This is a genomic window from Streptomyces sp. NPDC058092 (genome assembly GCF_042884935.1).
GTDB lineage: Bacteria > Actinomycetota > Actinomycetes > Streptomycetales > Streptomycetaceae > Streptomyces.
The window spans coordinates 19,276-45,409 of the sequence record NZ_JBHVSY010000032.1 but is presented as its reverse complement, the minus strand read 5'-3'; the positions used below and the strand labels follow the sequence as shown (position 1 = coordinate 45,409).

Here is a 26,134-nt window from a genome sequence, read left to right as displayed (position 1 = left end):
AGACGCGAGGGAGCAATGAACGAAGCACGCGAGGACCAGACGAGCAGCACCTACGACGTGGTCGTGCTGGGTGCCGGCCCGGTCGGCCAGAACGTCGCCGACCGTGCCCGCGCCGCCGGCCTCACCGTCGCCGTCGTGGAGCGTGAACTGGTCGGCGGCGAATGCTCCTACTGGGCCTGCGTGCCCAGCAAGGCCCTGCTGCGGCCGGTCATCGCGGTCGCCGACGCCCGCTGGGTGGACGGCGCCCGGCAGGCCGTCACCGGCCGGCTCGACACCGACCGGGTCTTCGTCCGCCGCGACCACTACGTCAGCGACTGGGACGACACCGGACAGGCCGAGTGGGTGAAGTCCACCGGCGCCGACCTGTACCGCGGCCACGGCCGCATCGACGGCCCCCGCCGCACCACGGTCACCAGGGACGACGGCGCACGCCACAGTCTCATCGCCCGCCACGCGGTGGCCATCGCCACCGGCAGCCGGCCGCTGCTGCCCGACATCCCCGGCATCCATGAGGCCCGGCCCTGGACGAACCGGCACGGCACCGACTCCAGCACCGTGCCCGGCCGGCTCGCCATCGTCGGAGGCGGCGGAGTCGGCGTCGAGATGGCCACCCTCTGGCAGGGTCTCGGCTCCCAGGTCGCCCTGCTCACCCGCCGCCGACTGATCCCGCGCATGGAACCCTTCGCGGGCGAGCTCGTCGCACGCAGCCTCATCGAGGCGGGCGTGGACGTGCGGATCGGCACCCAGGTCACCGCACTGCACCGCCCGGACCCCACCGGGCACGTCACCCTCACCCTCGACGACGGCAGCGACCTGCAGGCCGACGAGGTCATGTTCGCCACCGGCCGGACCCCCGCAACCGACGACATCGGCCTGGACACGGTCGGCCTCACCACCGGCACGTGGCTGGACGTGGACACCACCTGCCTGGTCCGCGGGGTCGACGGCACGTGGCTGTACGCCGTCGGCGACGTCAACCACCGGGCCCTGCTCACCCACCAGGGCAAGTACCAAGCGCGGACCGCCGGCGACGCCATCGCCGCCCGCGCCGCAGGCCTCCCCGTGGACGACGGCCCGTGGGGCGACCACGCCACCACCGCCGATCAGCACGCCGTGCCCCAGGTCTTCTTCACCGACCCCGAGGCGGCCGCCGTGGGCCTGACCGCCGAACAGGCAGCCCAGGCCGGCCACCGCATCAAGACCGTCGACCTCGACTTCAACACTGCCCAGGGCGCCAACCTCTACGCCGACAACTACCGTGGCCACGCACGGATGGTGGTCGACCTCGACCGGGAAATCCTGCTCGGGGTGACCTTCGTCGGCCCCGGAGTCGGCGAGCTGCTGCACTCGGCGACCGTCGCGGTCGCCGGCGAGGTCCCGCTCAAGCGGCTCAGGCACGCGATCGCCTGCTTCCCGACCGTCAGCGAGATCTGGCTCTTCCTCCTCGCCGCCTACCAGCGCGACCGCACCTGAAGCGATACTCGCCGCACTTCCCGAACTCGCTCCGTACGCACGCGACGCAGTCGTGCTGCACCCCGAGCGCGGAAAGCCGGAGGCCGGCAGTAGCTCGATCGGTGGCCCGCTGCTCTGGCCGAGCGACGAGGCGTGGCCCGAATGTTCCTTGCCCGACGAAGAATGCCCTGCAGGCGTACCTGCCACACCCATGGTGCCGGTCGCCCAGATCTACCGGCGCGACATACCAGGACCATGGTGGCCCGGCGACACCGACCTCCTGCAGATCCTTTGGTGCCCCAATGAACACTGGGATCCTCCGGCCCAGCAGGCCGATGCCAGCCCCGTGCTGGAGGTGCGCTGGTGTCGGGCCGCCGATGTGCCAAGCCAGTTGACGACCCGGCCGTCGCCCTTGCGGTACGACGAGGACGGATACCTGCCCCAGGCGTGCTCCATCACTGCTGAGCACCTGACCGACTTCCCCTTCCGAGACGAATTGCCCCCAGCGCTCCGGCCGCGGCTGGAGGAACTGGTCCGTGAGACCGGCGACGGCGGCGACGCCATTACCCGTCTCGCAGGCTGGAAACTGGGCGGCTGGCCAACCTGGCACCTGTCGCACCCCACCGTGTTCCGATGCGGTGAGTGCGGCACGGGCATGGCGCTGCTGTTCACCGTGGCCAGCGACGACAAGACAGGGGCCGTCGTCGGCAGATGGGGCGACCTGCGAATCTTCACCTGCCCCGTCGACCACCGGCACGCCTTTCAGGCAGACCTGCACTGACTCGGACTCATCACCCGCGCCGCCGCCCTGACGGCGCCCCGCTCTACGTGATCACGGACAATCTCTCCGCTCACAAGGGCACCAAGATCCATCAGCGGGCCCGAAAAAGCCGGGCCGAGCTGTGCTTCACCCCGACAACGCGTCCTGGGCCAACCGATCGAGGCGCACTTCGGACCGCTGAGGCAGTTCACCCTGGCCAACTCGAACCATCCCAACCACACCGTCCAGCCCCGTGAACTGCACCGCTGCGGCGCGCGGCACGGCACTTGGCCGTACCTCTCACTGCAGCAGCTCGGCGACCTCGGAGAGCTGGGCCTCGGACAGGGGGCCGCGCTGGAGGGCCATGGCATTCTCCTCGGCCTGGGCGACGCTACGGAAGCCGGGGATCGGCACCGTCCGCGGGCTGCGTGCCCACAGCCACGCGAGGGCGCCCTGTGCGAGCGTGCGGCCGTCTGCGGTGAGCACGTCCCGTACGGCATCGACGCGCGCCCTCCATTGTGGTGCGGGCACGCCGCCTTCGCCGAACCAGTGCAGCCACGCGGGCGGCAGCGAACGGATGTCGCCCGCTGCGCCGCGGCCGGGAGGTCCCTGCTTGCCGGTGAGCAGGCCCATAGCGAGCGGGCTGCGAACGATGGACGCGAGCCCGCGCTGCTCGCACAACGCCAGCATCTCAGGCGCATCCACCAGCACATTGCACGCGTGCTGGACGCCCGCGCAGTGCTCCCCCTGCGCGAAGAGCGCCGCTCGCCCGGGATCATCGGTACTCCAGGCGTACGCACGGATGAGCCCCTCTCGTACGAACTCCTCACATACTTCGCGTAGTTCAGCCGCCGCGACCAACGGCGCGTCGCCCAGATGCAGCTGGTACACGTCAATCCAATCGGTGCCCAGCCGCCGCAACGACGCGGTCAGTGCCCGGCGCACGTATGCGGCCGTTGTGTCCTCGCCGATCAGCGTGCGCGTCTCCTCGTTGAAGACGTTGCCCCACTTGGTGGCGATGACCACCTCGTCCCGCCGGTCCGCGAGCGCCCGCCCCAGTACCCGCTCGCTGCGGCCGGTGCCGTACACGTCCGCAGTGTCGAAGAAAGTAACCCCGAGCTCCGTCGCCCGCCGGATCGCCGCGATGGACTCCTCGTCATCGACCGTGCCCCATCCGAGGGGGTTTCCGTCGGCGTCCTGCCACTCACCGCCGATGGCCCAGCACCCGAATCCCAGCGCACTGACCTCGATCTTGCTGACTCCCAGCGTCCTGTTCTCCATGCCTGAGCACACTACGAGTTGGAGTGCACACGACGGCAAGGCCGACGAGTGATCCAGAGATCCTTGGCCACCGCGTCGACCGTCCGACCGCTCGATGCCACCAGCCCCACTCCAGACCCGGCCAACCACCCTGGTCACAGCACTAGGTTCTGTCCGCTACGGTGCTGCGGACCTGCCGCCCTACGCGGCTCCCTCCCGCGCCACGGACCTTTCCGGACTCCCCCCGGCCTATATCGAGGTCGGGTCGGCCGAGATGTTCCGGGACGAGGACGTGGCTTACGCGAACGCGATCTGGCAGGCCGGCGGCCAGGCTGAACTGCATGTATGGCCCGGTGCATACCACGGCTTCGACAGCTTGGCACCGCAGGCGGCCCTCAGCCAGGATGCACGCAACGCCCGTAACCCGCTGGCTCCAGCGCCTCCTCGCGCAGTCCGGCACGAGGGTCCCGAGGCGCCCGATGCCGCGCATGTCGCGGGAGTAACCCTCCTCCAGCTCGACGGTGTCCGGGTCGACTCCGCGGTGGACCAGGATCACTTCACGCTTCGGACGGAAGATCACCGAGGCGAGGCTCACCATCCGCCGGCAGGCGATGTAGTGCGGCAGCGGAGCCACCCCGACCTCGCCCACGGGGTGAGCCCCTCGGCAGCTCGGCGTACAGGTCCTGCAGGCAAGCCGGAGCCACGCCCTGGATCGAACGAACCATGTCCCGGCGTACCGAGTGGTCCGGGAGATGTTCGCAGCGGCCCACCGCGTTCCCCGGGCGCACCGTGCCGTGGCGCGACGATGCCCGATTCGGCCGGCGACCCTACGGTGGGGGCATGGCGGTGATCAACGGTTGGAGGCCGGGAGCGCAAGCCCGGATCCGCGCGGTGGACGCGATGGGCGCGGCTGTGCAGTTCGTGCTGTCGGTCGTGGCTGCCTCGGTCATACCGCACGAGCATCAATTCTTGGTGCGTTGGCCGGCAGTGGTGGCGGCAGCCGTCGGCTGCTCCGCGCTGGTGTGGCGGCACCGTCACCCGTTCGGCGTACTGGTCGTCACCATTGGCTGCGGGGTGATCTTTCAGGTACTCGGGATTCGGGACAGCCCGCTGGTGGCAAGTCCGGTTCTGGTGTCCGTCTACAACGTGGCCGTGCGGACCGACCGGCGTACCGCCTGGACCGCGGCATCTGTCTCGGCTGCCGTCCTGATATGCGCCGCCAAGGTGTTCACCTCGCAGTCGTGGCTGGACCCGGACACGGTTGCGATGCTGGCCTGGACGGCTCTGCCGGCCGCAGTCGGGGACGGGGTGCGCTCACGCCGCGCCTATGTGGCGGCCGTGGAGGAACGGGCGGAGCACGCGGAGCGCACCCGCGAGCAGGAGGCACAGCAGCGAGTGGCGGCCGAACGTGTCCGGATCGCACGCGAACTGCACGACATCGTCGCGCATCACATCGCCTTGATCAACGCGCAGGCAGGCGTCGCCGTCCATCTGGTGGACCAGCGACCGGAACAAATCCTCACGGCTCTGGAGGACATCCGGGACACCAGCCGCTCCGCGCTGGACGAACTGAGGGTGACCGTCGGCCTGCTCCGGCAGTCCGACGATCCGGTGGCGCTGCGCGATCCGATGCCGGGCCTTGCGCAGGTGCCGGCCCTGCTGGCGTCGTTCGAACGCGCCGGGCTGGCCGTGAGCCACACCCGGTCCGGCGACACCGAACCGCTGGAGCCGGCGGTCGACCTGGCCGCGTACCGCATCGTGCAGGAGTCCCTGACCAATGTGCGCAAGCACGCCGGAGCCGACCATGCCCGGCTGTCCCTGCACTACCACCGTGAACGGCTTACGATCACCGTCGAGGACGACGGGTCCGCCGGACTGCACCATCCTCACCCAGGGGCCGGTCACGGGCTGATCGGCATGCGTGAGCGGGCTGCCACGATCGGGGGCAGGCTGCACGCGGGGCCACGCCCCGAGGGCGGATTCACCGTGACAGCCGAACTGCCACTGCGCCCCGGCCCGGCATGGGATCGGAGAGATGGGCATGACGATTCGCGTACTGCTTGCCGATGATCAGGCCCTGCTACGGGGCACCTTCAGAATGCTGTTCGACGCCACGGACGACATGGAGACCGTGGCGGAGGCGTCCAACGGACGCGAGGCGGTCGAGCTCGCCGGCGCACAGCGCCCGGATGTGGTCCTGATGGACATCCGCATGCCGGAGATGGACGGCCTGGAGGCGACACAGCTCATCAGTGAGTCCGAGGACCTCGCAGGTGTGAAGGTACTCATCCTGACCACCTTCGAGAATGACGAGCACGTCGCCGAGGCGCTGCGTGCCGGTGCGAGCGGCTTTCTCGGCAAGGGTGCGCGACCGGAGGAGCTTCTCGATGCCGTCCGCACGGTCGCGGGCGGCGAGGCGTTGCTGTCCCCGACGGCGACGCGAGCGTTGATCACTCGGTTTCTGGCCCAGCCGGATCCATGCCCGGTGGCCGTACACGAGCGGCTGGAGTGCTTGACGCCGCGGGAGCGCGACGTCACGATCCTCGTCGCGCTGGGCCTGTCCAACGAGGAGATCGCCGATCGCCTGTTCGTCAGCCCGCTGACCGCCAAGACCCACGTCAACCGGGCAATGACCAAGCTGGCGGCTCGTGACCGTGCCCAGCTCGTGGTCGTCGCCTATCAGTGCGGGCTGGTCAGTCCGGCGGCCGAGCCAAATCGCCCAGAGGCGCCCGCGTAATCGGCGGCGGTGTTCCGCGTTGGGTCCCAGCAGTAATCCGGCGTACCGGATACCGCAGCCGTGGTAGTCGGGAAACACTGTGCGGGGACGACGCGCCAGGGGCCGTCGCTGGGCGAAGGTGAGACCATGAACGGAGGTTTCGCCATGATCGAAGCCCGCTGCTTGACCAAGATGTCCGGCGAGAAGCCCGTCGTCGAGGAATGCCGCACGATCCGTGAACTACTGGCCCAACACGCACTCAAGATCCTCGCACCCGATGAGGCGAGTGCGGTGGGGGCTCACCTGGCCATCTGCGACACGTGCCGGAACGAGCACGACTGCCTCGCGGCGGCGGTGCCCGCACACCTGACCCTTCTGCGCGACGCCCTGGCTGGCGGCCAGGGCCGAAACAGGCGGGCGTGCGCGGCCAACCGGGCCGAACGCGGCCACGGATCCCCCCGTCACCGCACGCCGGACCGAGCCGCCCGGACGACGCAGATCACACTGTCCCAATGGGTCAGCAAGACCACGTCGTACATCAAGTGAACGGACCTGGTGGAAGCGGCGACGTGCCCTGGGACACAACGGCACCGGCCCTGACGGGTCTCTTCGCGAGCATGGGCGGCCCGGTCGTGCCGGCCGCCATCCCCGCCCTCGTGGGCGCCGAACGCCTGGCCGTGTCGGGAGCACCGACCTCGGCGTCCGTCCGGCTCGCGGCCGTGCCGGGACCGGCCGCGAGCGGCGCGCTCGTCGCGAATCCTGGGCTCGCCGCCTGCTTCGCCGTCGAAGCGGCCGGCTTCCTGGAGTTCTCCCTGGCGCTGCTGTTCGTACGGCCGCTCCCGCCCACCGCCACCGATACCGCCATTGGTGTCCGGCAGGCGTTCACCGCGGTGGCGGTGGCGGTGGCGGTGCGGTCGAGGGCAGCTGCTGTCGGCGCACCAGCGGCTGCTGGAGAACGTCCTCGTGCCGAGCCGGCCGGGGAGTGGACGAGCGGCTCGTCACATGGCCGCTGGACGACAAGCGGGTGTCCGCCCCGGGCTCATCGGCCACTACTTCCCGGCCGCGGACAACCTCGTGAGCGAGGCGTTCTCCCACGCCGCAACGCAGGAACGCGAATCGCTCCTGTCACGCGACGAACACGGGCTTCCTCCGGACCAGCGGCTCGCGCGCTTCCTCGTGCGCCTCACCGACTGGCGAATACCGCGACCTCAGCCGACTGTGGCTCAACGCGCGGCACGTCAGCAGATTCAAGCCGGGGCTGCGCTCGGCAGTGAGCACGCAGGAGTCCGCGACGCGTACCGCCCTCGAGGACCTCATCGAGGAAGGCCGCCGCACCGGGGAATTCACGACCGACGACGCACTCGGAGTGGCCCTGCACATCCTGGTCACCGTCGACGGTCTCGGTGCATACGCCAACGACGACACACAGGTGGACCATCCGGTGCTCGAAGACATGGCCATCGCAACGGCCGAACGCCTGCTCGGCCTCACCAGAGGCACCCTCCGTACCCGCGCCTGACACACTCGGATCCGGGCGGCGGTCGCCGGCTCGTGGCGCAGGGCCGGATCAAGGAGGCCAGGAAGGCGAGAGTGCCCTGCCCGAGGAGCGGCTATCCCCAGACGGCCTGGGCGAGCGCCGTGCCGGTGAACGCGGCTCCGAGCCCGGCCACCACACTTGCCGCGATGTTGGCCGCGGCGTAGAACCGGGCACCGTCCTCCGCCAGGCGCAGCGTTTCGTAGGAGAAGGTGGAGTACGTCGAGAGCGCCCCGCACAGGCCGGTGCCGACAAGCAGTTGTACGTCGGAGGAGGCCGCTCCGGCCGTGACCATGCCGGTGAGCAGCCCGAGGACCAGGCAGCCGACGACGTTGACCGTGAAGGTGCCCCACGGGAAGAGGCTGTCGTGCCTGGACTGGACCGTGCGGTCGGTCAGATAGCGCAGGGGGGCTCCGACCATGGCGCCCATGATCACGAGCAGCCAGTTCACTGCCCCTCCTCGGCACGGGCGTGACGGCCCGTGTAGCGGATGACTTCGCAGTCGTCGAGGACGACGAGGCCCTCGGTGACGAGTTCATCCAGTTGCGGCAGGAAGGACCGGATCCGGTCATCGGTGTCGACGATCACGATGGCGACCGGCAGGTCCTCGCTCAGGGACAGCAACCGCGTCGTGTGGATCAGGGAGGAGGCGCCGAAGCCTTCGATACCGCGGAAGACGGAGGCGCCGGCCAGACCGGCCTTGCGGGCCCGGTGGACGATCTCGGTGAACACGGGTTTGTGGTGCCACATGTCGTTCTCGCCGATGAAGATGGTGACGCGCAGCGCGGAACCGGTGAGCCTCATGGCTGCCTCCATTCGATGACGCGTCGCGTCACGGTGACCGCGATCCACACGGAGGCCATGGCGGCGAGCAGTGTGAGGGCCAGGTACGCGAGGCCGGTGCGTGCTTCGCGCCCGTCCACCAGGCGTTGGATGTCGGTGGCGTAGGTGGAGAAGGTGGTGAATCCGCCGAGGACGCCGGTGCCGAAGAAGGGGCGTACGAGCCGGTGGGCCGCCCAGACGTCGGTGATCACGACCATGAAGACACCGATGACCGCGCAGCCGATGACGTTGACGGCCAAGGTTGTCCACGGGAAGGCGTCGGCCGCGGTGGGCCACAGGAGCGAGGCCCCGTACCGTGCGGCCGTCCCCACCCCGCCGCCGAGTGCGACAGCGGCCACCACGGGGCCCTGACGCAGCCGGAGTTCTCTGTGCTGCGCGGGAACGTGGAGATCGACGTCGGGGTCGACGGGTTCGTTCGCCATCGGGGGGATCGGGCTCCGGGACTCTTCCATGTACGTCTCCTACTTGCCGGGCGCGGGCATGCTTGAACTGCGCGTTGCAAGTAGGGACCGTTGGCGGCGTCGTTGCCGCGGTTCGGGTACGGCGGGCCCCACCGCCGTGCGGTGCGTACGGGACCACCGCCTCGGGCAAGCCTAGCGGGTGCCGGGGACGTTCTCCTGCCGGGCGGGGGTGGGGGAGAGATAGGGCGGTTGTGGCGCCTGCCCCCGCGCGGGACACTGGACGCATCCGGCGATGAGGCTCGCCGTGACCGCGCCGCACGGCGCCGATGGCTCTGCGTGGTCCAGTCGTATCCGACATGCCGCCTCGCCCGGAGGTCGGCCCGCAGGCAGGGGGTGCGTAGGGCTTTGCCTGTCCGGACCGTATCCCGGCCTGTAACTCATGTGCGGGACAGGGCGCGTCGTTCGCGAGATCGGGCGCGTTCGCTGCCGGAAGCGGGGTGAGACCGTGCCCAGGTCGGCGTCGGCGAGGCTGATCGTGCTGCGGCACGCCAAGTCGGCCTGGCCGGAGGGCGTACCCGATCACGAACGCCCGCTCGCGGGCCGGGGCCGCCGGGACGCCCCGGCGGCCGGACGGTGGCTGTACGAGGCACGGTGCGTGCCCGACCTGGTCATCTGCTCGACCGCCCGGCGTACCCGACAGACCTGGGATCTGGTCGCGGCGGAACTGGGTACCGCGCCGGAGGTGGTGTTCGAGCCGCGGGTGTACGAGGCGAGCGCGTCCGCCTTGGTTTCCGTCGTGCGCGACGTCCCGGAGCGGCGGCGGACCGTGCTGTTGATCGGCCACCAGCCAGGAGTGCAGGACATGGTCCTGTCCCTGGCGGGAGACGGGGACGACGAGGCACTCACGCGGGCCCGCGTGAAGTTCCCGACCGCCGCGGTAGCGGTGCTGGTGCTGCCCGGCACGTGGGCCCGGCTCGCTCCGGGCACGGCGGCGCTCACCGATTTCGCCGTTCCGCGCGGCGTCCACGTCAGGAGTTGAGGATCCCCGTCCCCGGCAGGCCGAACCGTAGGACGCCGACGACGATGCGGTAGATGACGAAAGCGATGAAGGAGTGCCTGGCGACGAACTTCAGCAGCCAGGCGATCGAGGCGTACGCGACGACGAACGACGCCGAGGAAGGCTGACTGTCGCGCAGATCAGTTCAATGGCGGCGGGCCGCCTGCTGCTCGCCGTGCGACGTCGGAAGGACGTCGGCCCGGCCGGTGAAGCGGCCCTCTGCACAGGTGGTGCCCAGCCCGTGCCGGAGACAGGATCAGCTCACCCGGAAGGCCCGAGGTGGTCACGAGGGCTCTCCGGTGCTCCCACCGACGGCGCGTTTGCGGGATGCCTCGATCTCCGCGTACGCCGGATCCCGTCCTTCCCAGTGGGATCCCTCGACGGACTTGCCGGGTTCGAGGTCCTTGTAGACCTCGAAGAAGTGGGTGATCTCCAGTCTGTCGAAGGTGGGAATGTCGCCGATGTCCTGCATGGTGGCGTAGCGCGGATCATGGGCGGGCACGCAGAGGACCTTCTCGTCGGGCCCCTTCTCGTCCTTCATGACGAACATGCCGACAGCCCGGCACTCGATGGTGCAGCCGGGAAACGTCGGTTCTCCGACCAGTACGAGAGCGTCGAGCGGATCGCCGTCGCGGCCCAGCGTTCCCTCGATGTAGCCGTAGTCCGCCGGGTACTTGGTGGAGGTGAACAGCAACCGGTCCAAGCGGATGCGGTGCAGTGTGTGGTCCATCTCGTACTTGTTGCGGGACCCCCGAGGGATCTCCACCGTCACGTCGAACTCCATAGCTGCCTCCTGGCGATGGGGCGTTGGTTCTTCGGTGCGTCATCGGTGCGTCATCGGTGCGCGCCCGGGGCGCCTTCGCGCGGGGCCGGCGGTCCGCCGCGCGCCCGTCCGTCGAGCACAGTGGGTGCGCGTCGGCCCACGCTGCTCTCGGCGCCCTCGACCTCGTGACGGGTGCGCCGGTCCTGCTCTGCGCAGCAGAGCCGGCCGACCGGCACATACCTCATGTACGGGCCCCGCGCGCGCCCTGCCAATTCAGGACGTGGTGCAGCCAGATGCCTTGCGGGCACATGAGCCACGGGTGCGGCGCGGGTCGGTTCGCAGTGTACGTGGACATGATCACCGGCATGCTCGGCGCACGGCTCCAGTGTGCGCCTGCCCTATGCATCCAGCAGCGCGGAAGAGCCGCGGTGCGGCCGAGCGGGGACGAAGGAGTCGTACAGGGCCCCGGTCGGGGCGCCGCCCGCCAGACGGCGGCGCCCCGGAACGCCCGCGGCAGTCGCTGCCGCGGCTCCTGCCCGGACGCGGCGACCGACTGTGCCGAACGCCGGCACGAACCGCCAGGGTGACATCCGAACAGAGGGTTCGATGCCTCCGGACATGCTCATATCGCTGTGGCGGGCGGATGCCGGAAGGCGACACCTGCGACGGCCCGGTGCCGAGAACCGGGGCACTTCCACGACGGGGGAGACGCGGCGGCAGGCGTCGGACGCTACTGGATGAACCGCGGCAGCCACTTGGCCCGGTAGTCGGGGTGGCCGGCGTGCTCTGCGGCCATCTGCCGGACGGCGAAGCCGAGTCCGACGGCACGGCCGGATGAGAAGTCGTGCTCGGGGCGGTCGGTGTCCCTGTCGGCGACCTCCGCGTACTCATTGAGGAGAACCCTGCTCGTCTCGATGCGGCGGGATGTGCGCGCAGGGTCCTGGTGAGCGATGTGCTGGTCGAACCCGCGATTGCGCACGATGAACGCGATGGCGCCGGACCGGTCGTGGACTTCGCCGGATACGTCGGCCGGGCACCGCCAGTTCTCTCCGCCCGCCGCTCGTGCGATCTGTTCCTCCTCGGCGAGGCGCGCCCGAACAAAGTCGATCATGTCGGAGTTGTCTGTCATCGGGATTGCGAGTCCTTCACCGTCTTGGCTCCCTGCCGGGAACTGCACCTACTGTCCGCGCGAGTGCTGTTCGTTCGTCTCGTACGCCTCGTCCACCGGGGCTGCCGGACGACGATACCGAGTCGGAAGACCGGCACAACCTCCCCGACGGCGTGCCCGGCCGCGGCCGGACAGCCGCCCGAACGATCACCGACCGTCTACGATCGCTGACCGCAACCGCACACCTCCTGCCCCGGGCACGGAGGAGCGCCCGACGAGAGAAGAGAACCTCCCATGTCCGCCGTGCACGGAACATCCATGGACATTTCCACACAGGACGGCGCTGTCGACGCCTACCTGGCCCATCCCGATGACAGCAGTCCGCACCCCGCGGTCCTGCTCTACATGGACGCCTTCGGACTCCGTCCCCAGCTGAAGAAGATGGCCGACCGCCTTGCGGGAGCCGGTTACACCGTCCTGGTCCCCAACGTTTTCTACCGCCATGGGCGAGCGCCGGTGGTCGAGCTGCCCGAATTCATCGATCCGGCCCGACGGCCGGACATCTTCGAGCGTCTCGGCCCGATCCTGCGGTCACTGACACCCGATCTGGCGATGCGCGATGCCGACGCCTATCTGAACTGGCTCGCCGACTGCCCCATGGCCGCCGACGGGCCGGTCGGTGTTACGGGCTACTGCATGGGCGCCGGCCTCGCCCTGCGCACCGCAGGCACGTACCCGGAGCGGATCGCGGCCGCGGCCGGCTTCCATGGCGCGAACCTGGCCACCGACTCCGCCGACAGTCCGCACCTGCTCGCCGACCGGATCACCGCGGAGCTGTACTTCGGCCACGCCGACCAGGATCCTTCGATGCCCCCCGAGCAGATCGACCGCCTCGCCGAGGCCCTCACCGCATCGGGCGTGCGCCACCACAGTGAGGTCTACACCGGGGCGCAGCACGGTTTCACCCAGGCGGACACCGTCAGGTACGACAGCACAGCGGACGATCGCCACTGGACGGCGCTGACCGCACTCCTGGACCGCACCATCGGACCGGCACGCGTGTGAATCGCGGCCCCGCCGACTCCCGCCCCGCCGGCTCCCGGCCGTCGCCGGCTCCCGGCCCCCGCTGAATCGCGGCCCCCGCGCCATGGACATACGGTCGGCAGGGGGCCGCAGACGCCGCACGCAGTCCCTGCGCGCGGCCCGCGAGCCGGCGGCCTTCGAACGCCCGGATCAGAACGCCCGGATCAGAAGGCAGGACGAGAGAGGAGGCCGCGATGACGGCCCAGAACACCCACACTGTCTCCCTCGGGCCGGACAGCGGCCTCGACCAGGTCTTCCAGCTGGCTCAGCAGCTGCGCGTGGACTCCGTCCGCGCCAGCACCGCCGTCGGTTCGGGCCACCCCACCTCCAGCCTGTCCGCCGCGGATCTGATGGCCGTCCTCATGACGCGCCAACTGCGCTACGACTGGCAGAACCCGAAGAACCCGGCCAACGATCACCTGATCTTCTCCAAGGGCCACGCCTCCCCCTTGCTGTACGCGATGTTCCTCGCCGCCGGTGCGATCGGCGAAGAGGAGCTGATGACCACCTACCGCCGCAACGGCGCTCGTCTGCAGGGTCACCCGACTCCGGTCCTGCCCTGGGTGGATGCGGCCACCGGTTCGCTGGGCCAGGGCATCGCGTACGGCGTCGGCATCGCGCTCGCCGGACGCGACCTGGAACACCTGCCGTACCGGGTGTGGGTGCTGTGCGGCGACAGCGAAATGACCGAAGGGTCGGTGTGGGAGGCCCTGGACAAGGCGGGCCGCCACCGCTTGGCCAACTTTGTCGCGATCATCGACGTGAACCGTCTCGGCCAGAGGGGGCCCACGGAGCTGGGCTGGGACACCGGCGCCTACGCCCGCCGGGCCGAAGCCTTCGGCTGTCGCGCACTCGTCGTCGACGGCCACGATCTCGCGGACGTCGAGCAGGCCCTGGCCGTCGCCGGAGACGGGCAGGCCCCCACGGTCGTCGTCGCCAGGACCGTCAAGGGCCAGGGCGTCCCCGAGGTCGCGGACGCCGAGGGCTGGCACGGCAAGGCGCTGCCCGAGGACCTCGCCGCGCGCGCCATCACCGAACTGGGCGGCGTACGCCACCTCACCGTTCGCGGCCACCGGCCGCCCGCCGCCCCCTCCGCCGCCCCGGCCGCCCCCGTGCAGGTGACGCTGCCGCAATTCCGGGTCGGCGAATCCGTCGCCACCCGCGTCGCCTTCGGCAAGGCGCTCGCCGCGATCGGCGCCAGGCCCGACATCGTGGCCCTGGACGCCGAGGTGGGCAACTCCACCCACGCGGAGGACTTCGGCAAGGCACACCCGGAGCGGTACTTCCAGACCTACATCGCCGAGCAGCAGATGATCGCCAACGCCGTCGGTATGGCCGTACGCGGCTACCGCCCGTACGCCACCACCTTCGCGGCCTTCTTCACCCGAGCCCATGACTTCATCCGCATGGCGGCCGTCTCCCAGATCTCCATGAGCCTGTGCGGAACCCATTGCGGTGTCGAGATCGGTGCGGACGGCCCGTCCCAGATGGGCCTGGAAGACCTTGCCATGATGCGGGCCGTCCACGGTTCCACCGTGCTCTACCCCAGCGACGCCACATCCACCGCCGCGCTGACCGCCGCCATGGCCTACCTGGACGGCATTTCCTACCTCCGCACGACCCGGGGCGCCTACCCCGTCCTCTACGGCGCCGACGAGACGTTTCCCGTCGGCGGGTCCAAGAGGCTGCGCGCGAGCGACCGCGACCGGGTCACTCTCATCGGTGCCGGCGTCACCGTCCACGAATGCCTCGCAGCCGCCGACCGGCTGGCCGCCGACGGCATCCCCGCCCGGGTGGTCGACCTGTACTCCGTCAAGCCGCTGGACCTCGACATGCTCGCCCACGCCGCCCGGGAAACGGGCGCACTGGTCGTCGTCGAGGACCACCATCCCGAAGGCGGCATCGGGGAGGCCGTGCTGTCCGCACTCGCGGCACAGCGACTCGCTCCCGCATTCGCCCACCTCGCCGTACGCAATCTGCCGGGTTCCGGAACCACCTCGGAACTCCTCGATGCCGCCCGCATCTCACGCACCCACATCGTCCGAACCGCCCACGACCTCGTCGGCCGCTGAGCGCTGCTGATCCGGGGCCCGGGCGTCTTTGCGACCGGGGCCCGGCGCGGATGCGCGCGAGCCGGCGGTTGACCGAGTCCGCCTCCTACCCCCGTACTTCAGAACTACGCGCAAGGTTCACTCCCCGGCGGGACGCCGACTACGAGGTGTGATCCATAACTTCGTACCGGAATCGAGAATGACATCCGGTACGGAAGGAACCACCTGTGGCGTCCCGCCCACGCAGAAGACGCCTGTGCCGCGCCCTGCTCACCGCACTGGTCGTCGCGTCGGTGGCCGTACCGGTATCGGGTGCGGTCAGGCCCGCCGACGTACCGGCGCCCGCACCGACCGTCCGGGGCCCGCTGCCCGCGGCCACACCGAGCGCCCTCGCCGAGCGGTACGCCGCGACCCGCGCGGACATCGGAGCGGCCGCGCGGACGGCCGACGACCACGGCGACGACAAGCGCGCCGAGGCGCTGCGTGTGCTGGGCGGCCCCGCGCGCCATCTCCTCTCCTTCGACGGACGCCACGGAGGCCGCGCCGTCGAGGTGGTCGGCGATCTGTCCGGGGCCGACCGGATCGCCGTGCTGGTCCCGGGCGCGGGCATGAGCGTCGACAACTACTGGCGCCTGAAGGGGGGCGCCCAGGCGCTGCGGAGGGAGCTGGGCGACCGGGCCGTCGTCGTCGCCTGGCTCGGTTACGAGACCCCGGCCACGGTGAGCCTGGCCGCCGCAACCTCACGCCGTGCCCATGACGCCGCTCCAGAGCTAAGGGAATTCCTGGGGGAGTTGAGAAGAATCAAACCCGCTGCCCGGACCTCCCTGCTCTGCCACTCCTACGGTTCCGTCGTCTGCGCACGGGCCGCGGCCGGACTTCAGGTCGCGGATCTCGTCCTGTACGGCAGCCCCGGCGTCGGAGTCGACGACGTGGCCGGCCTGCGCACCCCGGCCGACGTGTGGGCGGGTCGGGGCGGCGACGACTGGATCGCCGACGTGCCGCACGTACGCCTGCAACTCCCGTACACGGACGTAGGTTTCGGTACGGACCCGGTGTCCGACGGCTTCGGCGCCCGGATCTTCGACGCGGGCTCCGGTGGCCACAGCGACTATCTCGAGCCCGGTTCCGTACCCCTGAAGAACATCGCCCGGATCGTGGAGGGACAGATCCCCGATGCCCCTCGTGCCTGATCCGGTGGCTGCGCGAGGACCTCTGGTGGGGGCCGCCGACGCGGGCCCCCGTACGGTGGCGCCCAGATGCGTGGCACGCCGGCCCTCGGCGCCACCCCCGACGGAGGATACGAAGTGATCGCGATGCTGCCCACACAGCTGCCCGCCGAACCCGCCGACCTTGTCGAGGACAACCAGTGACGACCACCCGCGTACTGATCGCCGACGACCAGATGATGGTCCGTCAGGGCTTCACGGTGCTGCTCGACGCCGAACCCGGCATCGAGGTCGTCGGCCAGGCCGTGGACGGCATCGACGCCGTCGCCAAGGTCGCCGAACTGACCCCCGACGTCGTACTGATGGACATCAGGATGCCCGGGGTCGGCGGCATCGAGGCGACACGCCGCATCATGGCGTCACCCGCCGACACCACCAAGGTCCTCGTCCTGACCACGTTCGACCTCGACGAGTATGTCTACGAGGCGCTGCGCGCCGGGGCGTCCGGGTTTCTGCTGAAGGACGCTTCCGCCGCCGAACTCGCCCATGCGGTAAGGGTGGTGGCGGCCGGTGAGGCCCTGCTCGCCCCGAACATCACCAAGCGTCTCATCGCCGAGTTCTCCCGGATGGCCGACGTCCCGCGCAGCCCGGTCAAGGGCCGCAGCGGCAACCTCACGGAGCGCGAGACCGAGGTCCTGTCGCTGATCGCGCAGGGCCTGTCGAACGCGGAGATCGCCGAGCGGCTGGTGGTGGCGGAACAGACCGTCAAGACCCATGTGAGCCGGATCCTGGTCAAGCTGAGCCTGCGCGACCGCACCCAGGCAGCCATTCACGCGTACGAGACGGGCCTGGTGCGCCCCGGCGGATACTGAGGTCCCTCGGGGGACAACGACCGTTGTGCCCGCCGAAGCCGAAGGAATTGCCTGCTCGCCCAGCCGGGGCGTGAAGCCCCGATCTGTGTTCCTTCATGACGGTTTCGGACCTTCGGGTCCAGACCTGAGTTGTACATCTCAGGTCTGATGCGCGGGCCAATCTGCTCCTGAAGAAGGATGGGATCACCCCGCATCCGATGATGCGATAGAACGCCGACCGCGTGTGGCGTCGCTCCGGCAACAGAACCCGTGCGCCCGTGCAGGCTGAAAGGCGTTTGATGAGCGGCAGGTTGACCCGTCGGCCGGATCCCTCGGCCCCCCGGTCCGGCGGTCGCCCACAGCCGGGGCTGCGCGTGCTGTCGGTCGCGCTCGCGTTGCGCTGGGCATCCCCGCGCTGGGACTTCGTGGAAGACGAAGTGGCGGGACTGCGGCCGTTGGTGCGGCCGGGTGCTGTCTGCCTCGACATCGGGGCCGAGTACGGCCTCTACACCTGGAGCCTGTCCGCGCTGGCCGGACCGTCGGGGAGGGTGCACAGCGTCGAACCGCTGCACGGCCCGGCGCAATGGCTCAGGACCATGGCCGCCACCCTGGGCTGCGACAACGTCACCGTGCACCGCATGGCACTCGGCGAGCGCGCGCACGAAGGAACGATGAGCCTGCCTCGGCGCCGCCTGCTGCCCGTCCACGGCCGCGCCTACCTCACCGACGGCGCCTCGGGACCCGGTCCCAACGTCGAATTCGCCACCTCCCGCCCCGTGACCACGCCGGTGCGGACGGTGGACGGACTCTGCCACCACATGGGCCTGGACCGGGTCGACTTCATCAAGGCCGATGTCGAAGGGGCGGAGGCAGCCGTGCTGTCCGGCGCCCGGCGCACGTTGCTGCGCCACCGGCCCGCCCTCCTGCTGGAGATCGAGGACCGGCACCTGGAGAAGTACGACATGAAGGCGGCCGTACTCGTCGGCCGTCTCGCCGAGCTCGACTACGCCATGTACCGCTGGCAGAACCGGAGTTGGGTACGTGTGGCCGACGTGACCGACGACTGCCGCAACTACCTCTTCACGGCTCGCTCGACCCCATCCAGCTGAAGGATCCAACGCATTCATGGGCTCCACCCTTGTCATCACCAACGATTTCCCGCCGCGTCAGGGAGGCATCGAGACCTTCGTACACGCGATGGCGACGCGGATACCGGACGACGACGTGGTGGTCTACACGTCGCGCGAGCCCGGTGACGCCGCCTACGATGCGGCGCTCCCGTTTCCTGTCGTACGTGACACCAGCGGCATGCTGCTGCCGACCGGGCGGGTCACCCGCAGGGCGGTCGAGATAGCCAGGGCCCATGACTGCGACCGCGTCTGGTTCGGGGCCGCCGCGCCGCTCGCCCTGATGGCGCCGGCGCTGCGCCGCAGTGGCATACGTCGCATGGTGGCGACCACCCACGGCCATGAGATCTGGTGGGCCAGGACGCCTGGTGCACGCCGGATGATGCGCCGCATCGGTGAGGGCGTGGATGTCGTCACGTATCTCGGCCAGTACACACGGGCCCGGATCGAGCCGTCCCTCGGTCCGCGCGCGCGGATGAGCCGCCTGGTGCCGGGGGTGGACGCGGAGGTGTACCGGCCCGACGCGGACGCCGGGTCCGCGCTGCGGGCCGAGCTCGGTCTGCAGGGCAAGCGGGTGATTCTGTGTGTGGCCCGGCTGGTCCCGCGCAAGGGCCAGGACATGCTGATCCGGGCTCTGCCGCTGATCCGCCGGGAGGTGCCCGATGCGGTGCTCGTCGTGGTCGGACGCGGCCCGGACGAGGCACGGCTGCGCAAGCTGGCGCTGCGCCACGGTGAGGGGGCGGTCCGCTTCGTGGGCGGGAAGTCGCACACCGAGACACCGGCGTACTACGCGGCGGCGGACGTCTTCGCGATGCCGTGCCGCACCCGGAAGGCGGGACTGGAGGCGGAGGGGCTGGGGATCGTGTTCCTGGAGGCGGCGGCGAGCGGTCTGCCGGTGGTCGTCGGCGACTCGGGCGGTGCTCCGGACACGGTGCTCGACGGCCGGACCGGCCGCGTCGTCGACGGCACCGACACCACGGCGGTAGCCGGTGCGCTGACCCGGATACTTCTCGACGCCGACCTGGCCGCCGAGATGGGAGCCGCGGGCCGCGTCTGGGCGCGGGAATCCTGGTCCTGGGACGCCTCGGCCCGCCATCTGACACAGCTGCTGAACCCCGAGAACATCCCGGCGGTCACGCCGGGGCAGGAGTAGGCCCGGCGAACGGCGACGGCCCCGCGTACCGCAGCGCTCTTCGAGGGAGCCCGGGCTGCGTCTCGATGACGGCGCCCGTAAGCCGGACGGCCGGATGTCGTGGCAGGGGTCGGGCTGGTAGGGATGGGGCGTCGAGCCGCTGCTGAGCAGCACGGTCCTCGGACCTGCGGGGCTCGGCACCGGGATCGTGCCGTTCTCGGGAGATGGGGCCCGCCGGCGCCTGAGCGCGGGCCCGTGCGCGCCGGGGCCGGGGACGGAGGTGCCGGGGGCAGGAAGCCAGAAGTCAGGAACGCGATCCGCGGGCTTGATCGCCGTGGGCTGCGTCCTCCTCCTTCTCCTTCTTCTCCTTGATACGCACCGCTTCTTTCCGGACCTCGGCCTGGGTGGTGCGCTCCTGCTGCAGCCAGTCGGGGTTTTCCGTCTTCAGCGCTTCGATCTGCTCCGTGGTGAGGGCGTCCGCGATTCCGCCACGGGCGAGACCCGAGATGGAGACGCCCAGCTTCGCCGCTACCACCGGCCGGGGGTGCGGGCCGTTGCGTCGCAGTTCCTGCAGCCACTCGGGCGGATCGGACTGCAGTGCGTTCAGCTCGGTGCGCGAGACGACACCCTCCTGGAACTCGGCGGGGGTGGCCTCTAGGTACACACCCAGCTTCTTTGCCGCGGTCGCGGGCTTCATTGTCTGGGCGGTCTTTTGCGACGTCATGGTGTCAAGGGTATCGAGCATGTGCGCTACCTCTGACCAGGGCCGGTAACCTGGCGGAGTGACAAGCTCGGAAGAAACCCCTTCGTTCCGGCTCGCGTATGTCCCGGGGGTGACGCCCACCAAGTGGGTGCGGATCTGGAACGAGCGGCTGCCCGGCGTCCCCCTGACCCTCATCGGGGTGTCCGCCGCCGAGGCGTCCGACGTGCTGCGCGGCGGTGGCGCCGACGCCGGTCTCGTACGGCTGCCGATCGACCGGACGGGCCTCAGCGCGATCCCCCTCTACACCGAGACGACGGTCGTGGTGGTGCCGAAGGACCATGTCGTCGCGGCGGTCGACGAGGTCTGTGCCGAGGACCTCGCCGATGACATCGTGCTCCACCCGCTCGACGACACCCTCGTTTGGGAGCACCGGCCGGGACGGCCCGCGATCGAGCGGCCCGCCACGACGGCGGACGCCATCGAGCTGGTGGCGGCAGGAGTGGGCCTCCTCGTCGTCCCGCAGTCGCTCGCCCGCCTGCACCACCGCAAGGACCTCACGTACCGGCCGGTGTCGGACGCCCCCGAGTCGGGCGTCGCGCTGTCGTGGCTGGAGGACGAGACCACGGACCTGGTGGAGGACTTCATCGGGATCGTCCGGGGCCGGACCGTCAACAGTTCACGGGGCCGCCCCAAGTCCCCGGCGCAACCGAAGGAATCGAAGACCGAACGCCCCGGTACGGGCACCGCACAGCGCAAGCCCAGCACCGGGAAGACAGCCGGCAAGGCGTCCGGGAAGAGCCCGCGGAGTGGTTCCGGCGGTGTCGCCAAGGGCGGCGGCAAGCGCGGAAAGCCACGCCGCCGGTCGTAGCCACGGGCAACCCGCGTGGTCCCGTCAGGGCCGTCAGCGCCTGCGTCGCACCTTCGGTTCCGGGACGAGACGCACGACGCCGTTGAGCAGATGGTCGATCAGGTCGTGCGAGGGCTTGTCCGTGAGGTTCGTCAGCAGCCGGGCCAGGGTGTTGAGCAGAAACGGCGACCCCATGACGTAACGGTTGAGGACCGGCTGGAAACCCGAACGGCTGAAGACGAGGTCGGCGGCCGTGTTCCCGAGACGGTAGTAGCGCCCCCAGCGGCGGTTCATCTCGACGGGGTAGCCGCGCAGCACCTGCTCCCGCCGGGGCCCCCGGGGGAGAGCGAGGGAGAGCGCGGCGGTCTCGGCCGCGACTTCACCGGCTTCCATGGCCTGGCCGATGCCCTCGCCGTTCCAGGGGCTGATCATGCCTCCGGAGTCGCCGACGAGGAGGAGCCCCCGGGTGTAGAGGGGGTGACGGTTGAAGCCCAGCGGAAGGGCCGCGCTCCGGACAGGGCCTTCCGCGTTCTCCTCGCGCAGTCCCCAGGCGTGCGGGGTACGCGCCAGCCACTCGTCCAACGTGGCGCGCAGGTCCGCCTTTCCGTGCCGGCGGTGCGGCAGCGCACCGAGACCGACATTGACGCGGCCGTCGCCCATGGGGAAGATCCACCCGTATCCGGGCAGGTAGTGATCAGTGCCCGGGAAGCGGAGGTCGGCCCACAGCTCCAGGTACTCCTCCTGGGAACGCTCCGGACTTCGGTAGTAGCGGCGCGCGGCCGTCGCGATCTGCCTGCTTCTGTCCCGCTGCAGGCCCATGGCGAGAGCGAGGCGGGCGGAGGCTCCGTCGGCGGCGATGACGATCGGTGCGTGGAAGACCAACGGCTCCTTCGCCGAGGTCGTGGCGGTGACACCGGTGATACGGCCGGCGCGGTCGGTCAGGGGCCGGGTCACCTTCACGCCGCTGCGCAGCCGGGCTCCGGCGGCGACGGCGTGCCGGGCCAGGATGTCGTCGAAGTCGTGTCGGCTGCGCGAGAGCCCGAAATCCGGATACCGCCCGAGCGCGGGCCAGTCGATGTGCACCTGATGGTCCCCGGCCACCCATCGCATCCCGCGCGAACGCGTCCACCCCGGAGCCTTGATGTCGACGCCCATCCTGATGAGCTGGTGCACCGCTCGTGGCGTCAAGCCGTCCCCACACACCTTCTCCCGGGGAAAGTGGGACTTCTCCAGGAGCAGGACATCGATGCCCGCCCTGGCGAGGTGGAAGGCCGCGGCCGAGCCCGCCGGCCCCGCCCCCACCACGATCACCTGGGCTTCCTCGTCCGAGCCGTGGACGGACCGGTCGTCCGACGGGGACTGGTCCGGCGTCGTTTCCCGCATGGCGAACCCCTTCCTGTTCCTGGGACGGGCGGTGCCGTACCGAGGACGGCAGCCCTGCGCATCATCATCGATCAAGGAGGGCCGGTGCGGAACCCGGCCCGGATGTCCGGCACCCCCCTGATGCGGTGTCAACCACTGTGTGAGGGAACTTCGATCACGGAAGCTGTCGTCCGCGAGTTCACCCACGCACCCGACGTGACCCAGACGTTCCGTGCCGACCGGTCGAGTCCGAAGAGACCGGCGCGCGCGTGCCTACGACTCCAAGTAGCGCAGGACCGCCGGCACTGGTCTGCTGTATCCGGTGGTCCGCGCCAGATCGAGCTTGTCGAAGACGGAGTTGAGGTTCTTCTCGACCGAACTGAGCGAGATGCAGGCGCTGGGCGATGGCCGCGTTGGTGCGGCCCTGTGCCAGCTCCTGCAGGACGCTGAGCTCCCGGGGTGTCAGCCTGCCCAAGGGGTCGCTGTGCGTGGTCCGGACCACCAACTGCCGTACGACTTCCGCGTCGACGGACGCGCCGCCCGCGTGAATCCGCTCCAGCGAGTCCAGGAACTCGTCGACCTGCGCGACCCGGTCCTTGAGCAGATGGCCGACCCGCTCGGCATTCGCGGACAGCAGCGGCACCGCGTGGTTGCGCTCCACGCGCTGGGAGAGCACCAGCACACCGACCAGGGGCCGGCGCTCACGGATCTCCAGCGCGGCCCGCAGCCCCTCGTCGGTGTGCGTGGGAGGCATCCGGATGTCGACGGCGACGAGGTCCGGTGGGTCCGCCTCGACTGCCCGGACGAGGGCCGTCCCGTCACCCACCGCGGCGAGGACTTCATGTCCCTCCTCGGCGAGCAGGCGGACCAGGCCCCGTCATCTGCTTGCCGTCCCGGGTGGCGAAGGAGGTCGTGGACTCGGCCGTACGCCGCGACCATCAGTGCGGTGCCGCTCGGTCGCGGGGCGTGCTCAGTACGGCAGCGGGCGGCCGGACGGGGTTCGCAGATCGAGTGGCGGCGGCCGCGACGGCAGCTGCGGACGCCGGACGATCTTGATGCGGCCCATTGCCACCACCTCCTGTCAGTCACCGGTCATATGCCCGGTGGGTTGCCTCTTCATGCGACTCCGGTCGGCTCAACCGGCCGACTGGGCAAGAGTGTTACGTAATTCGGCCGGGGCGATGCGAGAGAGGCGCGGGAAGGCGCCCTCTTCCCGCCGCACGGGGGAAACCGCGCATACGCGCTCGCTATCCTCCCGGCTATGAGCTATGAGCTATGAGCTATGAGCTACGAGCGTGGCACGGGTGGGAAATCCGGCGGGGCTCCACGAGGTTCCGGGTGACCGAGGGTGTGGGCCCTTCACCGGATGTCCGTACCGCAGAGGCGTGGAGAGCCTTCGGAACCCGGTTACGTCAGTGGCGCAGGCGCGCCGGGCTCACCCAGGCCCGGGTGGGCGCCCGCGTCGGCTACGACCACACCGCCATCAGCAAGTTGGAGCACGGCACCCGGAAGACACCGCTGCCGCTCGCCCGCAGGCTGGACGATCTGCTGACGGTCGGCGGGCCGACGAGGAGCGCGCCTGGCCGGGAGCGACCGTTGTGGTCGAGCGCACCCTGCACGCGATGCTCCGCTGGATGGCCCTGCCCGCGGCGCTGTACCAACGCCGGCTCGCGCCACTTGCGGCCGAACACGCGCAGATCGTGAACAGGGTACGCGTGGCCCGGCGGTCGATACGGTCGGACAGCTGCCGCAGCGCCGTCACCCCGCACCGCAGCGTGCCGCGTTTCACGCAGCCGCGTGCGTCCTCGTCCAGCCGGTGCCACAGTGCCGGATCGGCGACGAACACCTGGGGGTCGACCTCGACGCGGCCGCCGTCCGCGTCACCGAGCACCAGACGCTGGGAGACACCGTCCGACCAGCGGACCGACACCAGCCGGTGGGTGCGCACGACCCGTTCGCGCACCAGACCCCGGCAGGAGAGCCACCCGCACCCGCACGGACCCGGGGCGGCACCAGCACCACGAACAGCAGCGCGGCCAGGCCCGTCCACAACAGGGAGCGCAACCAGGTGAGGTGACCGGCCGTCGCGTCGACGGCCAGGAGCAGCCCGAGGAGCGTCACGGCACAACGGACCGCGAACCGCAGGTCGCCGGCCCAGCCGTGGTCGTACGCGGTCGCATCGTGCGGTGCGAGGGCCGGGCACGGCTCGGAGGTCGCGTCGTCCCATGGCAGCGATGTCAGGGAAGTCCGTCGGCGTCCGTCGACGAACCGCTGACGCCGAATCCACTGGTCCTGACGGCGGCTTGACGGTCGCTCGATGGTGCCACGGCCGAGACAGTGCGGTCGTCGGGCCGGGCGGCACCGGAGAGAACCTCAGTCCTGTTCGTCGCCCCCGTCGCCTTCGTCGCCCCCGCTGTTCCCACTGCCCCCGTTGCCCTCATCGTTCCCGTTGTCCTGCGCCGGCTGGTCGGGCGCCGGTGCATCGGGTCCGGTGGTCGCGGTGGAGCCGGTGTCCGGCGTGCCGGCCGAGCTGGAATCCGGCGAGAACAGGCTCATCCCCAGGTACACGGCCGCGAGGAAGGCGACCGTACCGGCGATGGCGCTCGCCACTCTGGGCCGACGCCTGATCGCCTCGCGGGCACCGGTGCGCCGCACGGTGGGCGCGGCCCGCTCCGCCGCACGCCGCCTGTGCCCACCGGCCTGCGGCACGCGATACGTCCTCGCGCCCTCGGCCTGCTGCGCGGAGGCAGGCGCCGGGGCCGAGCGGAACGGGGCAGCGGACGCCGGGGGACGGGGAAAGCTCGGCGCCAACGGAGGAGGGGCGGGGGCATACATCGGCAGGGGCTCCGACTGTCCCCGCCACGCGTCGCTCTGGAACCAGTCGGCGACCTGCTGGGCGGTGGGCCGGTCCTCGGGCTGCTTCGCCAGCAGCCCCAGCAGATAGGAGTCGAAGGCCGGGGACAGGTCGACGCCGCGCTGCCCGAGCGGCACGGGCGCGGTATCGACATGTTGATAGAGCGTGGCTGTGGCCGTGTCGGAGCGGAACGGCGGCTCGCCCAGCAGGAGTTGGTAGATCACACAGCCGAGGGAGTACATGTCGGACGCCGCACCGGCCGTACGGCCCAGGGCGCGTTCCGGGGCGAGATAGAGACTGGTGCCGACGATCTGTCCCGTGGTGGTCAGCGCGGCGGAAGGGTCGTCGACGAACTGGGCTATGCCGAAGTCGCCGATCTTGACGGAACCTTCGGCGTCCAGCATCAGGTTCCCGGGCTTGATGTCGCGGTGCACGATGCCCTGCCGATGGGCGGCGGCGAGCCCCGCGGCGGCCTGGCCGGCGATCCGGGCGACCTGCTCGGCACCGAGCCGCTCCTCGGCCGCGAGCAGATCGCCCAGGCTTCTGCCTTCGACGAGCTCCATCACGAGGAAGAAGCGGTTCTCCCAGGACCCGAAGTCGAACACGGCCACCAGATGAGGGTGGCTCAGGCGGGCCGCCGTCTGCGCCTCCAGGCGGAACCGGGCCGTCGCCGACTCGTCCGCGTGGTCGCCCAGCAGCAGCTTCACGGCCACCGCCCGGCCGAGCACTTCGTCGGAGGCCCGCCACACCTCACCCATGCCGCCGCGGCCGATGGGGGACGTCAAGCGGTACCGACCAGCTACCAGCACCTGTGCACCAATCTCGAATTGTGGGCCGTTCGACTGCCACGGCGGCGCCCCGACGGGGGTCGGGGCGGGGTGGGAGCGCGCGGCATGATCAGGATATCGGGCCGCCGGACCTCGATGGCACGCCGCGTGGCCATCCCGCTTCTCTCAGGTGCTCCGCAGGGCGGTGGTGCCGGGGATTCCGCACCATGGTTGCGGCGCTCGAACCCGTACAAGATCCTCGGGAGCGAGGCGGCCGACGGGTTTCCGATGAACGTG

25 protein-coding genes and 4 pseudogenes are annotated in these 26,134 nt (G+C 70.4%); 18 read left to right on the top strand and 11 right to left on the bottom strand.

From position 1 onward, the window contains the following. Nucleotides 1-15: 15 nt before the first annotated feature. From ACFVV1_RS35790 to ACFVV1_RS35780, 3 genes and pseudogenes are all read left to right on the top strand, one after another. Nucleotides 16-1,473: a dihydrolipoyl dehydrogenase family protein gene (locus ACFVV1_RS35790; protein ID WP_389998326.1), complete on the top strand. Its 1,458-nt coding sequence runs from the start codon at nt 16-18 to the stop codon at nt 1,471-1,473. A 52-nt stretch (nt 1,474-1,525) separates the two neighbouring features. After that, on the top strand, nt 1,526-2,233 hold the full coding sequence (locus tag ACFVV1_RS35785) for a hypothetical protein (RefSeq protein ID WP_389998323.1): 708 nt from the start codon (nt 1,526-1,528) through the stop codon (nt 2,231-2,233). Nucleotides 2,234-2,256: 23 nt separating this feature from the next. Next, nucleotides 2,257-2,476: pseudogene (locus ACFVV1_RS35780) on the top strand (transposase); the annotation flags it as partial. Nucleotides 2,477-2,512: 36 nt separating this feature from the next. Here the strand turns inward: ACFVV1_RS35780 and ACFVV1_RS35775 are convergent. Beyond that, nucleotides 2,513-3,493 carry an aldo/keto reductase gene (locus tag ACFVV1_RS35775; RefSeq protein WP_389998321.1) on the bottom strand — a complete coding sequence of 327 codons (981 nt, stop codon included), beginning with the start codon at nt 3,491-3,493 and terminating at the stop codon, nt 2,513-2,515. A 139-nt stretch (nt 3,494-3,632) separates the two neighbouring features. On the opposite strand from ACFVV1_RS35775, the pseudogene ACFVV1_RS35770 reads away from it, so the two are divergent. The 5 genes and pseudogenes from ACFVV1_RS35770 to ACFVV1_RS35750 all read left to right on the top strand — a co-directional run. Continuing rightward, nucleotides 3,633-3,975: pseudogene (locus ACFVV1_RS35770) on the top strand (alpha/beta hydrolase); the annotation flags it as partial. Between the two features lie 337 nt (nt 3,976-4,312). Then, nucleotides 4,313-5,542 carry a sensor histidine kinase gene (locus ACFVV1_RS35765; protein ID WP_389998318.1) on the top strand — a complete coding sequence of 410 codons (1,230 nt, stop codon included), beginning with the start codon at nt 4,313-4,315 and terminating at the stop codon, nt 5,540-5,542. Beyond that, nucleotides 5,514-6,209, top strand: coding sequence for a response regulator (locus ACFVV1_RS35760; RefSeq protein WP_389998315.1), 696 nt, complete (start codon nt 5,514-5,516; stop codon nt 6,207-6,209). The genes ACFVV1_RS35765 and ACFVV1_RS35760 overlap by 29 nt, the downstream gene beginning before the upstream one ends. 126 nt (nt 6,210-6,335) lie before the next feature. Further along, nucleotides 6,336-6,734 carry a zf-HC2 domain-containing protein gene (locus tag ACFVV1_RS35755; RefSeq protein ID WP_389998312.1) on the top strand — a complete coding sequence of 133 codons (399 nt, stop codon included), beginning with the start codon at nt 6,336-6,338 and terminating at the stop codon, nt 6,732-6,734. 670 nt (nt 6,735-7,404) lie between these two features. Further along, nucleotides 7,405-7,707 (top strand): hypothetical protein, encoded by a 303-nt coding sequence (locus tag ACFVV1_RS35750; protein WP_389998387.1) that lies wholly within the window; start codon nt 7,405-7,407, stop codon nt 7,705-7,707. 91 nt (nt 7,708-7,798) lie between these two features. On the opposite strand, the gene crcB (ACFVV1_RS35745) is transcribed toward ACFVV1_RS35750, so the two are convergent. Genes crcB (ACFVV1_RS35745) through crcB (ACFVV1_RS35735) form a run of 3 tightly spaced genes read right to left on the bottom strand, consistent with a single transcriptional unit; the run spans nt 7,799 to nt 8,987 of the window. After that, complete coding sequence (gene crcB, locus ACFVV1_RS35745; protein ID WP_389998310.1) at nt 7,799-8,173, bottom strand: fluoride efflux transporter CrcB; 375 nt, start codon at nt 8,171-8,173, stop codon at nt 7,799-7,801. Then, nucleotides 8,170-8,526 (bottom strand): DUF190 domain-containing protein, encoded by a 357-nt coding sequence (locus ACFVV1_RS35740; RefSeq protein ID WP_389998307.1) that lies wholly within the window; start codon nt 8,524-8,526, stop codon nt 8,170-8,172. The genes crcB (ACFVV1_RS35745) and ACFVV1_RS35740 overlap by 4 nt, the downstream gene beginning before the upstream one ends. After that, a complete protein-coding gene (crcB, locus tag ACFVV1_RS35735; RefSeq protein WP_389998304.1) occupies nt 8,523-8,987 on the bottom strand; it encodes a fluoride efflux transporter CrcB in 465 nt (154 codons plus the stop codon). The genes ACFVV1_RS35740 and crcB (ACFVV1_RS35735) overlap by 4 nt, the downstream gene beginning before the upstream one ends. Nucleotides 8,988-9,471: 484 nt before the next feature. Here crcB (ACFVV1_RS35735) and ACFVV1_RS35730 point away from each other — a divergent pair, with 484 nt between their 5' ends. Further along, nucleotides 9,472-10,005, top strand: coding sequence for a SixA phosphatase family protein (locus tag ACFVV1_RS35730; protein ID WP_389998301.1), 534 nt, complete (start codon nt 9,472-9,474; stop codon nt 10,003-10,005). Here ACFVV1_RS35730 and ACFVV1_RS35725 read toward each other — a convergent pair. The 3 genes and pseudogenes from ACFVV1_RS35725 to ACFVV1_RS35715 all read right to left on the bottom strand — a co-directional run. Beyond that, a pseudogene (locus tag ACFVV1_RS35725) lies at nt 9,995-10,135 on the bottom strand (undecaprenyl-diphosphate phosphatase); the annotation flags it as partial. The gene ACFVV1_RS35730 and the pseudogene ACFVV1_RS35725 overlap by 11 nt on opposite strands. A gap of 171 nt (nt 10,136-10,306) precedes the next feature. Then, nucleotides 10,307-10,807 carry an inorganic diphosphatase gene (locus tag ACFVV1_RS35720; protein ID WP_389998299.1) on the bottom strand — a complete coding sequence of 167 codons (501 nt, stop codon included), beginning with the start codon at nt 10,805-10,807 and terminating at the stop codon, nt 10,307-10,309. 709 nt (nt 10,808-11,516) lie between these two features. Next, nucleotides 11,517-11,915 (bottom strand): DUF6221 family protein, encoded by a 399-nt coding sequence (locus ACFVV1_RS35715; protein ID WP_389998296.1) that lies wholly within the window; start codon nt 11,913-11,915, stop codon nt 11,517-11,519. A gap of 273 nt (nt 11,916-12,188) precedes the next feature. On the opposite strand from ACFVV1_RS35715, the gene ACFVV1_RS35710 reads away from it, so the two are divergent. The 6 genes from ACFVV1_RS35710 (at nt 12,189) to ACFVV1_RS35685 (ending at nt 19,325) form a co-directional block, all read left to right on the top strand. Next, the gene (locus tag ACFVV1_RS35710) at nt 12,189-12,959 is read left to right on the top strand and encodes a dienelactone hydrolase family protein (RefSeq protein WP_389998293.1); all 771 of its coding nucleotides are present in this window, start codon (nt 12,189-12,191) and stop codon (nt 12,957-12,959) included. 212 nt (nt 12,960-13,171) lie between these two features. Continuing rightward, nucleotides 13,172-15,049, top strand: coding sequence for a transketolase (locus ACFVV1_RS35705; protein WP_389998290.1), 1,878 nt, complete (start codon nt 13,172-13,174; stop codon nt 15,047-15,049). 206 nt (nt 15,050-15,255) lie between these two features. Beyond that, the gene (locus ACFVV1_RS35700) at nt 15,256-16,218 is read left to right on the top strand and encodes an alpha/beta hydrolase (RefSeq protein ID WP_389998287.1); all 963 of its coding nucleotides are present in this window, start codon (nt 15,256-15,258) and stop codon (nt 16,216-16,218) included. Between the two features lie 176 nt (nt 16,219-16,394). After that, nucleotides 16,395-17,066, top strand: coding sequence for a response regulator (locus ACFVV1_RS35695; RefSeq protein WP_389998284.1), 672 nt, complete (start codon nt 16,395-16,397; stop codon nt 17,064-17,066). A gap of 278 nt (nt 17,067-17,344) precedes the next feature. Then, a complete protein-coding gene (locus tag ACFVV1_RS35690; protein WP_389998281.1) occupies nt 17,345-18,154 on the top strand; it encodes an FkbM family methyltransferase in 810 nt (269 codons plus the stop codon). Nucleotides 18,155-18,170: 16 nt separating this feature from the next. Then, nucleotides 18,171-19,325, top strand: coding sequence for a glycosyltransferase family 4 protein (locus tag ACFVV1_RS35685; protein ID WP_389998278.1), 1,155 nt, complete (start codon nt 18,171-18,173; stop codon nt 19,323-19,325). 283 nt (nt 19,326-19,608) lie between these two features. Here ACFVV1_RS35685 and ACFVV1_RS35680 read toward each other — a convergent pair whose 3' ends face one another. After that, nucleotides 19,609-20,028 carry a DUF5997 family protein gene (locus ACFVV1_RS35680; protein WP_389998275.1) on the bottom strand — a complete coding sequence of 140 codons (420 nt, stop codon included), beginning with the start codon at nt 20,026-20,028 and terminating at the stop codon, nt 19,609-19,611. A 58-nt stretch (nt 20,029-20,086) separates the two neighbouring features. On the opposite strand from ACFVV1_RS35680, the gene ACFVV1_RS35675 reads away from it, so the two are divergent. Then, nucleotides 20,087-20,875: a LysR substrate-binding domain-containing protein gene (locus ACFVV1_RS35675; protein WP_389998274.1), complete on the top strand. Its 789-nt coding sequence runs from the start codon at nt 20,087-20,089 to the stop codon at nt 20,873-20,875. 33 nt (nt 20,876-20,908) lie between these two features. Here ACFVV1_RS35675 and ACFVV1_RS35670 read toward each other — a convergent pair whose 3' ends face one another. After that, nucleotides 20,909-22,237, bottom strand: coding sequence for a geranylgeranyl reductase family protein (locus ACFVV1_RS35670; RefSeq protein ID WP_389998272.1), 1,329 nt, complete (start codon nt 22,235-22,237; stop codon nt 20,909-20,911). 252 nt (nt 22,238-22,489) lie between these two features. Beyond that, nucleotides 22,490-23,087: pseudogene (locus ACFVV1_RS35665) on the bottom strand (DNA-binding response regulator). Between the two features lie 404 nt (nt 23,088-23,491). Between ACFVV1_RS35665 and ACFVV1_RS35660 the strand changes: the two are divergent. Next, nucleotides 23,492-23,920, top strand: coding sequence for a helix-turn-helix domain-containing protein (locus ACFVV1_RS35660; RefSeq protein ID WP_389998270.1), 429 nt, complete (start codon nt 23,492-23,494; stop codon nt 23,918-23,920). Between the two features lie 112 nt (nt 23,921-24,032). Continuing rightward, on the top strand, nt 24,033-24,293 hold the full coding sequence (locus ACFVV1_RS35655; protein ID WP_389998267.1) for a hypothetical protein: 261 nt from the start codon (nt 24,033-24,035) through the stop codon (nt 24,291-24,293). 296 nt (nt 24,294-24,589) lie between these two features. Here the strand turns inward: ACFVV1_RS35655 and ACFVV1_RS35650 are convergent, their stop codons facing one another. After that, nucleotides 24,590-25,828: a serine/threonine-protein kinase gene (locus ACFVV1_RS35650; protein ID WP_389998384.1), complete on the bottom strand. Its 1,239-nt coding sequence runs from the start codon at nt 25,826-25,828 to the stop codon at nt 24,590-24,592. Between the last annotated feature and the right edge of the window lie 306 nt (nt 25,829-26,134).

Excerpts from the sequence above, each read along its gene's own strand:
- ACFVV1_RS35715 (WP_389998296.1), bottom strand. The coding sequence starts at position 11,915 with ATGACAGACAACTCCGACATGATCGACTTTGTTCGGGCGCGCCTCGCC.
- crcB (WP_389998304.1), bottom strand. The coding sequence starts at position 8,987 with ATGGCGAACGAACCCGTCGACCCCGACGTCGATCTCCACGTTCCCGCG.
- ACFVV1_RS35705 (WP_389998290.1), top strand. The coding sequence starts at position 13,172 with ATGACGGCCCAGAACACCCACACTGTCTCCCTCGGGCCGGACAGCGGC.
- ACFVV1_RS35710 (WP_389998293.1), top strand. The coding sequence starts at position 12,189 with ATGTCCGCCGTGCACGGAACATCCATGGACATTTCCACACAGGACGGC.
- ACFVV1_RS35775 (WP_389998321.1), bottom strand. The coding sequence starts at position 3,493 with ATGGAGAACAGGACGCTGGGAGTCAGCAAGATCGAGGTCAGTGCGCTG.
- ACFVV1_RS35680 (WP_389998275.1), bottom strand. The coding sequence starts at position 20,028 with ATGACGTCGCAAAAGACCGCCCAGACAATGAAGCCCGCGACCGCGGCA.
- ACFVV1_RS35740 (WP_389998307.1), bottom strand. The coding sequence starts at position 8,526 with ATGAGGCTCACCGGTTCCGCGCTGCGCGTCACCATCTTCATCGGCGAG.
- ACFVV1_RS35755 (WP_389998312.1), top strand. The coding sequence starts at position 6,336 with ATGAACGGAGGTTTCGCCATGATCGAAGCCCGCTGCTTGACCAAGATG.
- ACFVV1_RS35690 (WP_389998281.1), top strand. The coding sequence starts at position 17,345 with ATGAGCGGCAGGTTGACCCGTCGGCCGGATCCCTCGGCCCCCCGGTCC.
- ACFVV1_RS35720 (WP_389998299.1), bottom strand. The coding sequence starts at position 10,807 with ATGGAGTTCGACGTGACGGTGGAGATCCCTCGGGGGTCCCGCAACAAG.
- ACFVV1_RS35650 (WP_389998384.1), bottom strand. The coding sequence starts at position 25,828 with ATGGGTGAGGTGTGGCGGGCCTCCGACGAAGTGCTCGGCCGGGCGGTG.
- ACFVV1_RS35660 (WP_389998270.1), top strand. The coding sequence starts at position 23,492 with ATGAGCTATGAGCTACGAGCGTGGCACGGGTGGGAAATCCGGCGGGGC.
- ACFVV1_RS35765 (WP_389998318.1), top strand. The coding sequence starts at position 4,313 with ATGGCGGTGATCAACGGTTGGAGGCCGGGAGCGCAAGCCCGGATCCGC.
- ACFVV1_RS35760 (WP_389998315.1), top strand. The coding sequence starts at position 5,514 with ATGACGATTCGCGTACTGCTTGCCGATGATCAGGCCCTGCTACGGGGC.
- ACFVV1_RS35670 (WP_389998272.1), bottom strand. The coding sequence starts at position 22,237 with ATGCGGGAAACGACGCCGGACCAGTCCCCGTCGGACGACCGGTCCGTC.
- ACFVV1_RS35790 (WP_389998326.1), top strand. The coding sequence starts at position 16 with ATGAACGAAGCACGCGAGGACCAGACGAGCAGCACCTACGACGTGGTC.
- ACFVV1_RS35685 (WP_389998278.1), top strand. The coding sequence starts at position 18,171 with ATGGGCTCCACCCTTGTCATCACCAACGATTTCCCGCCGCGTCAGGGA.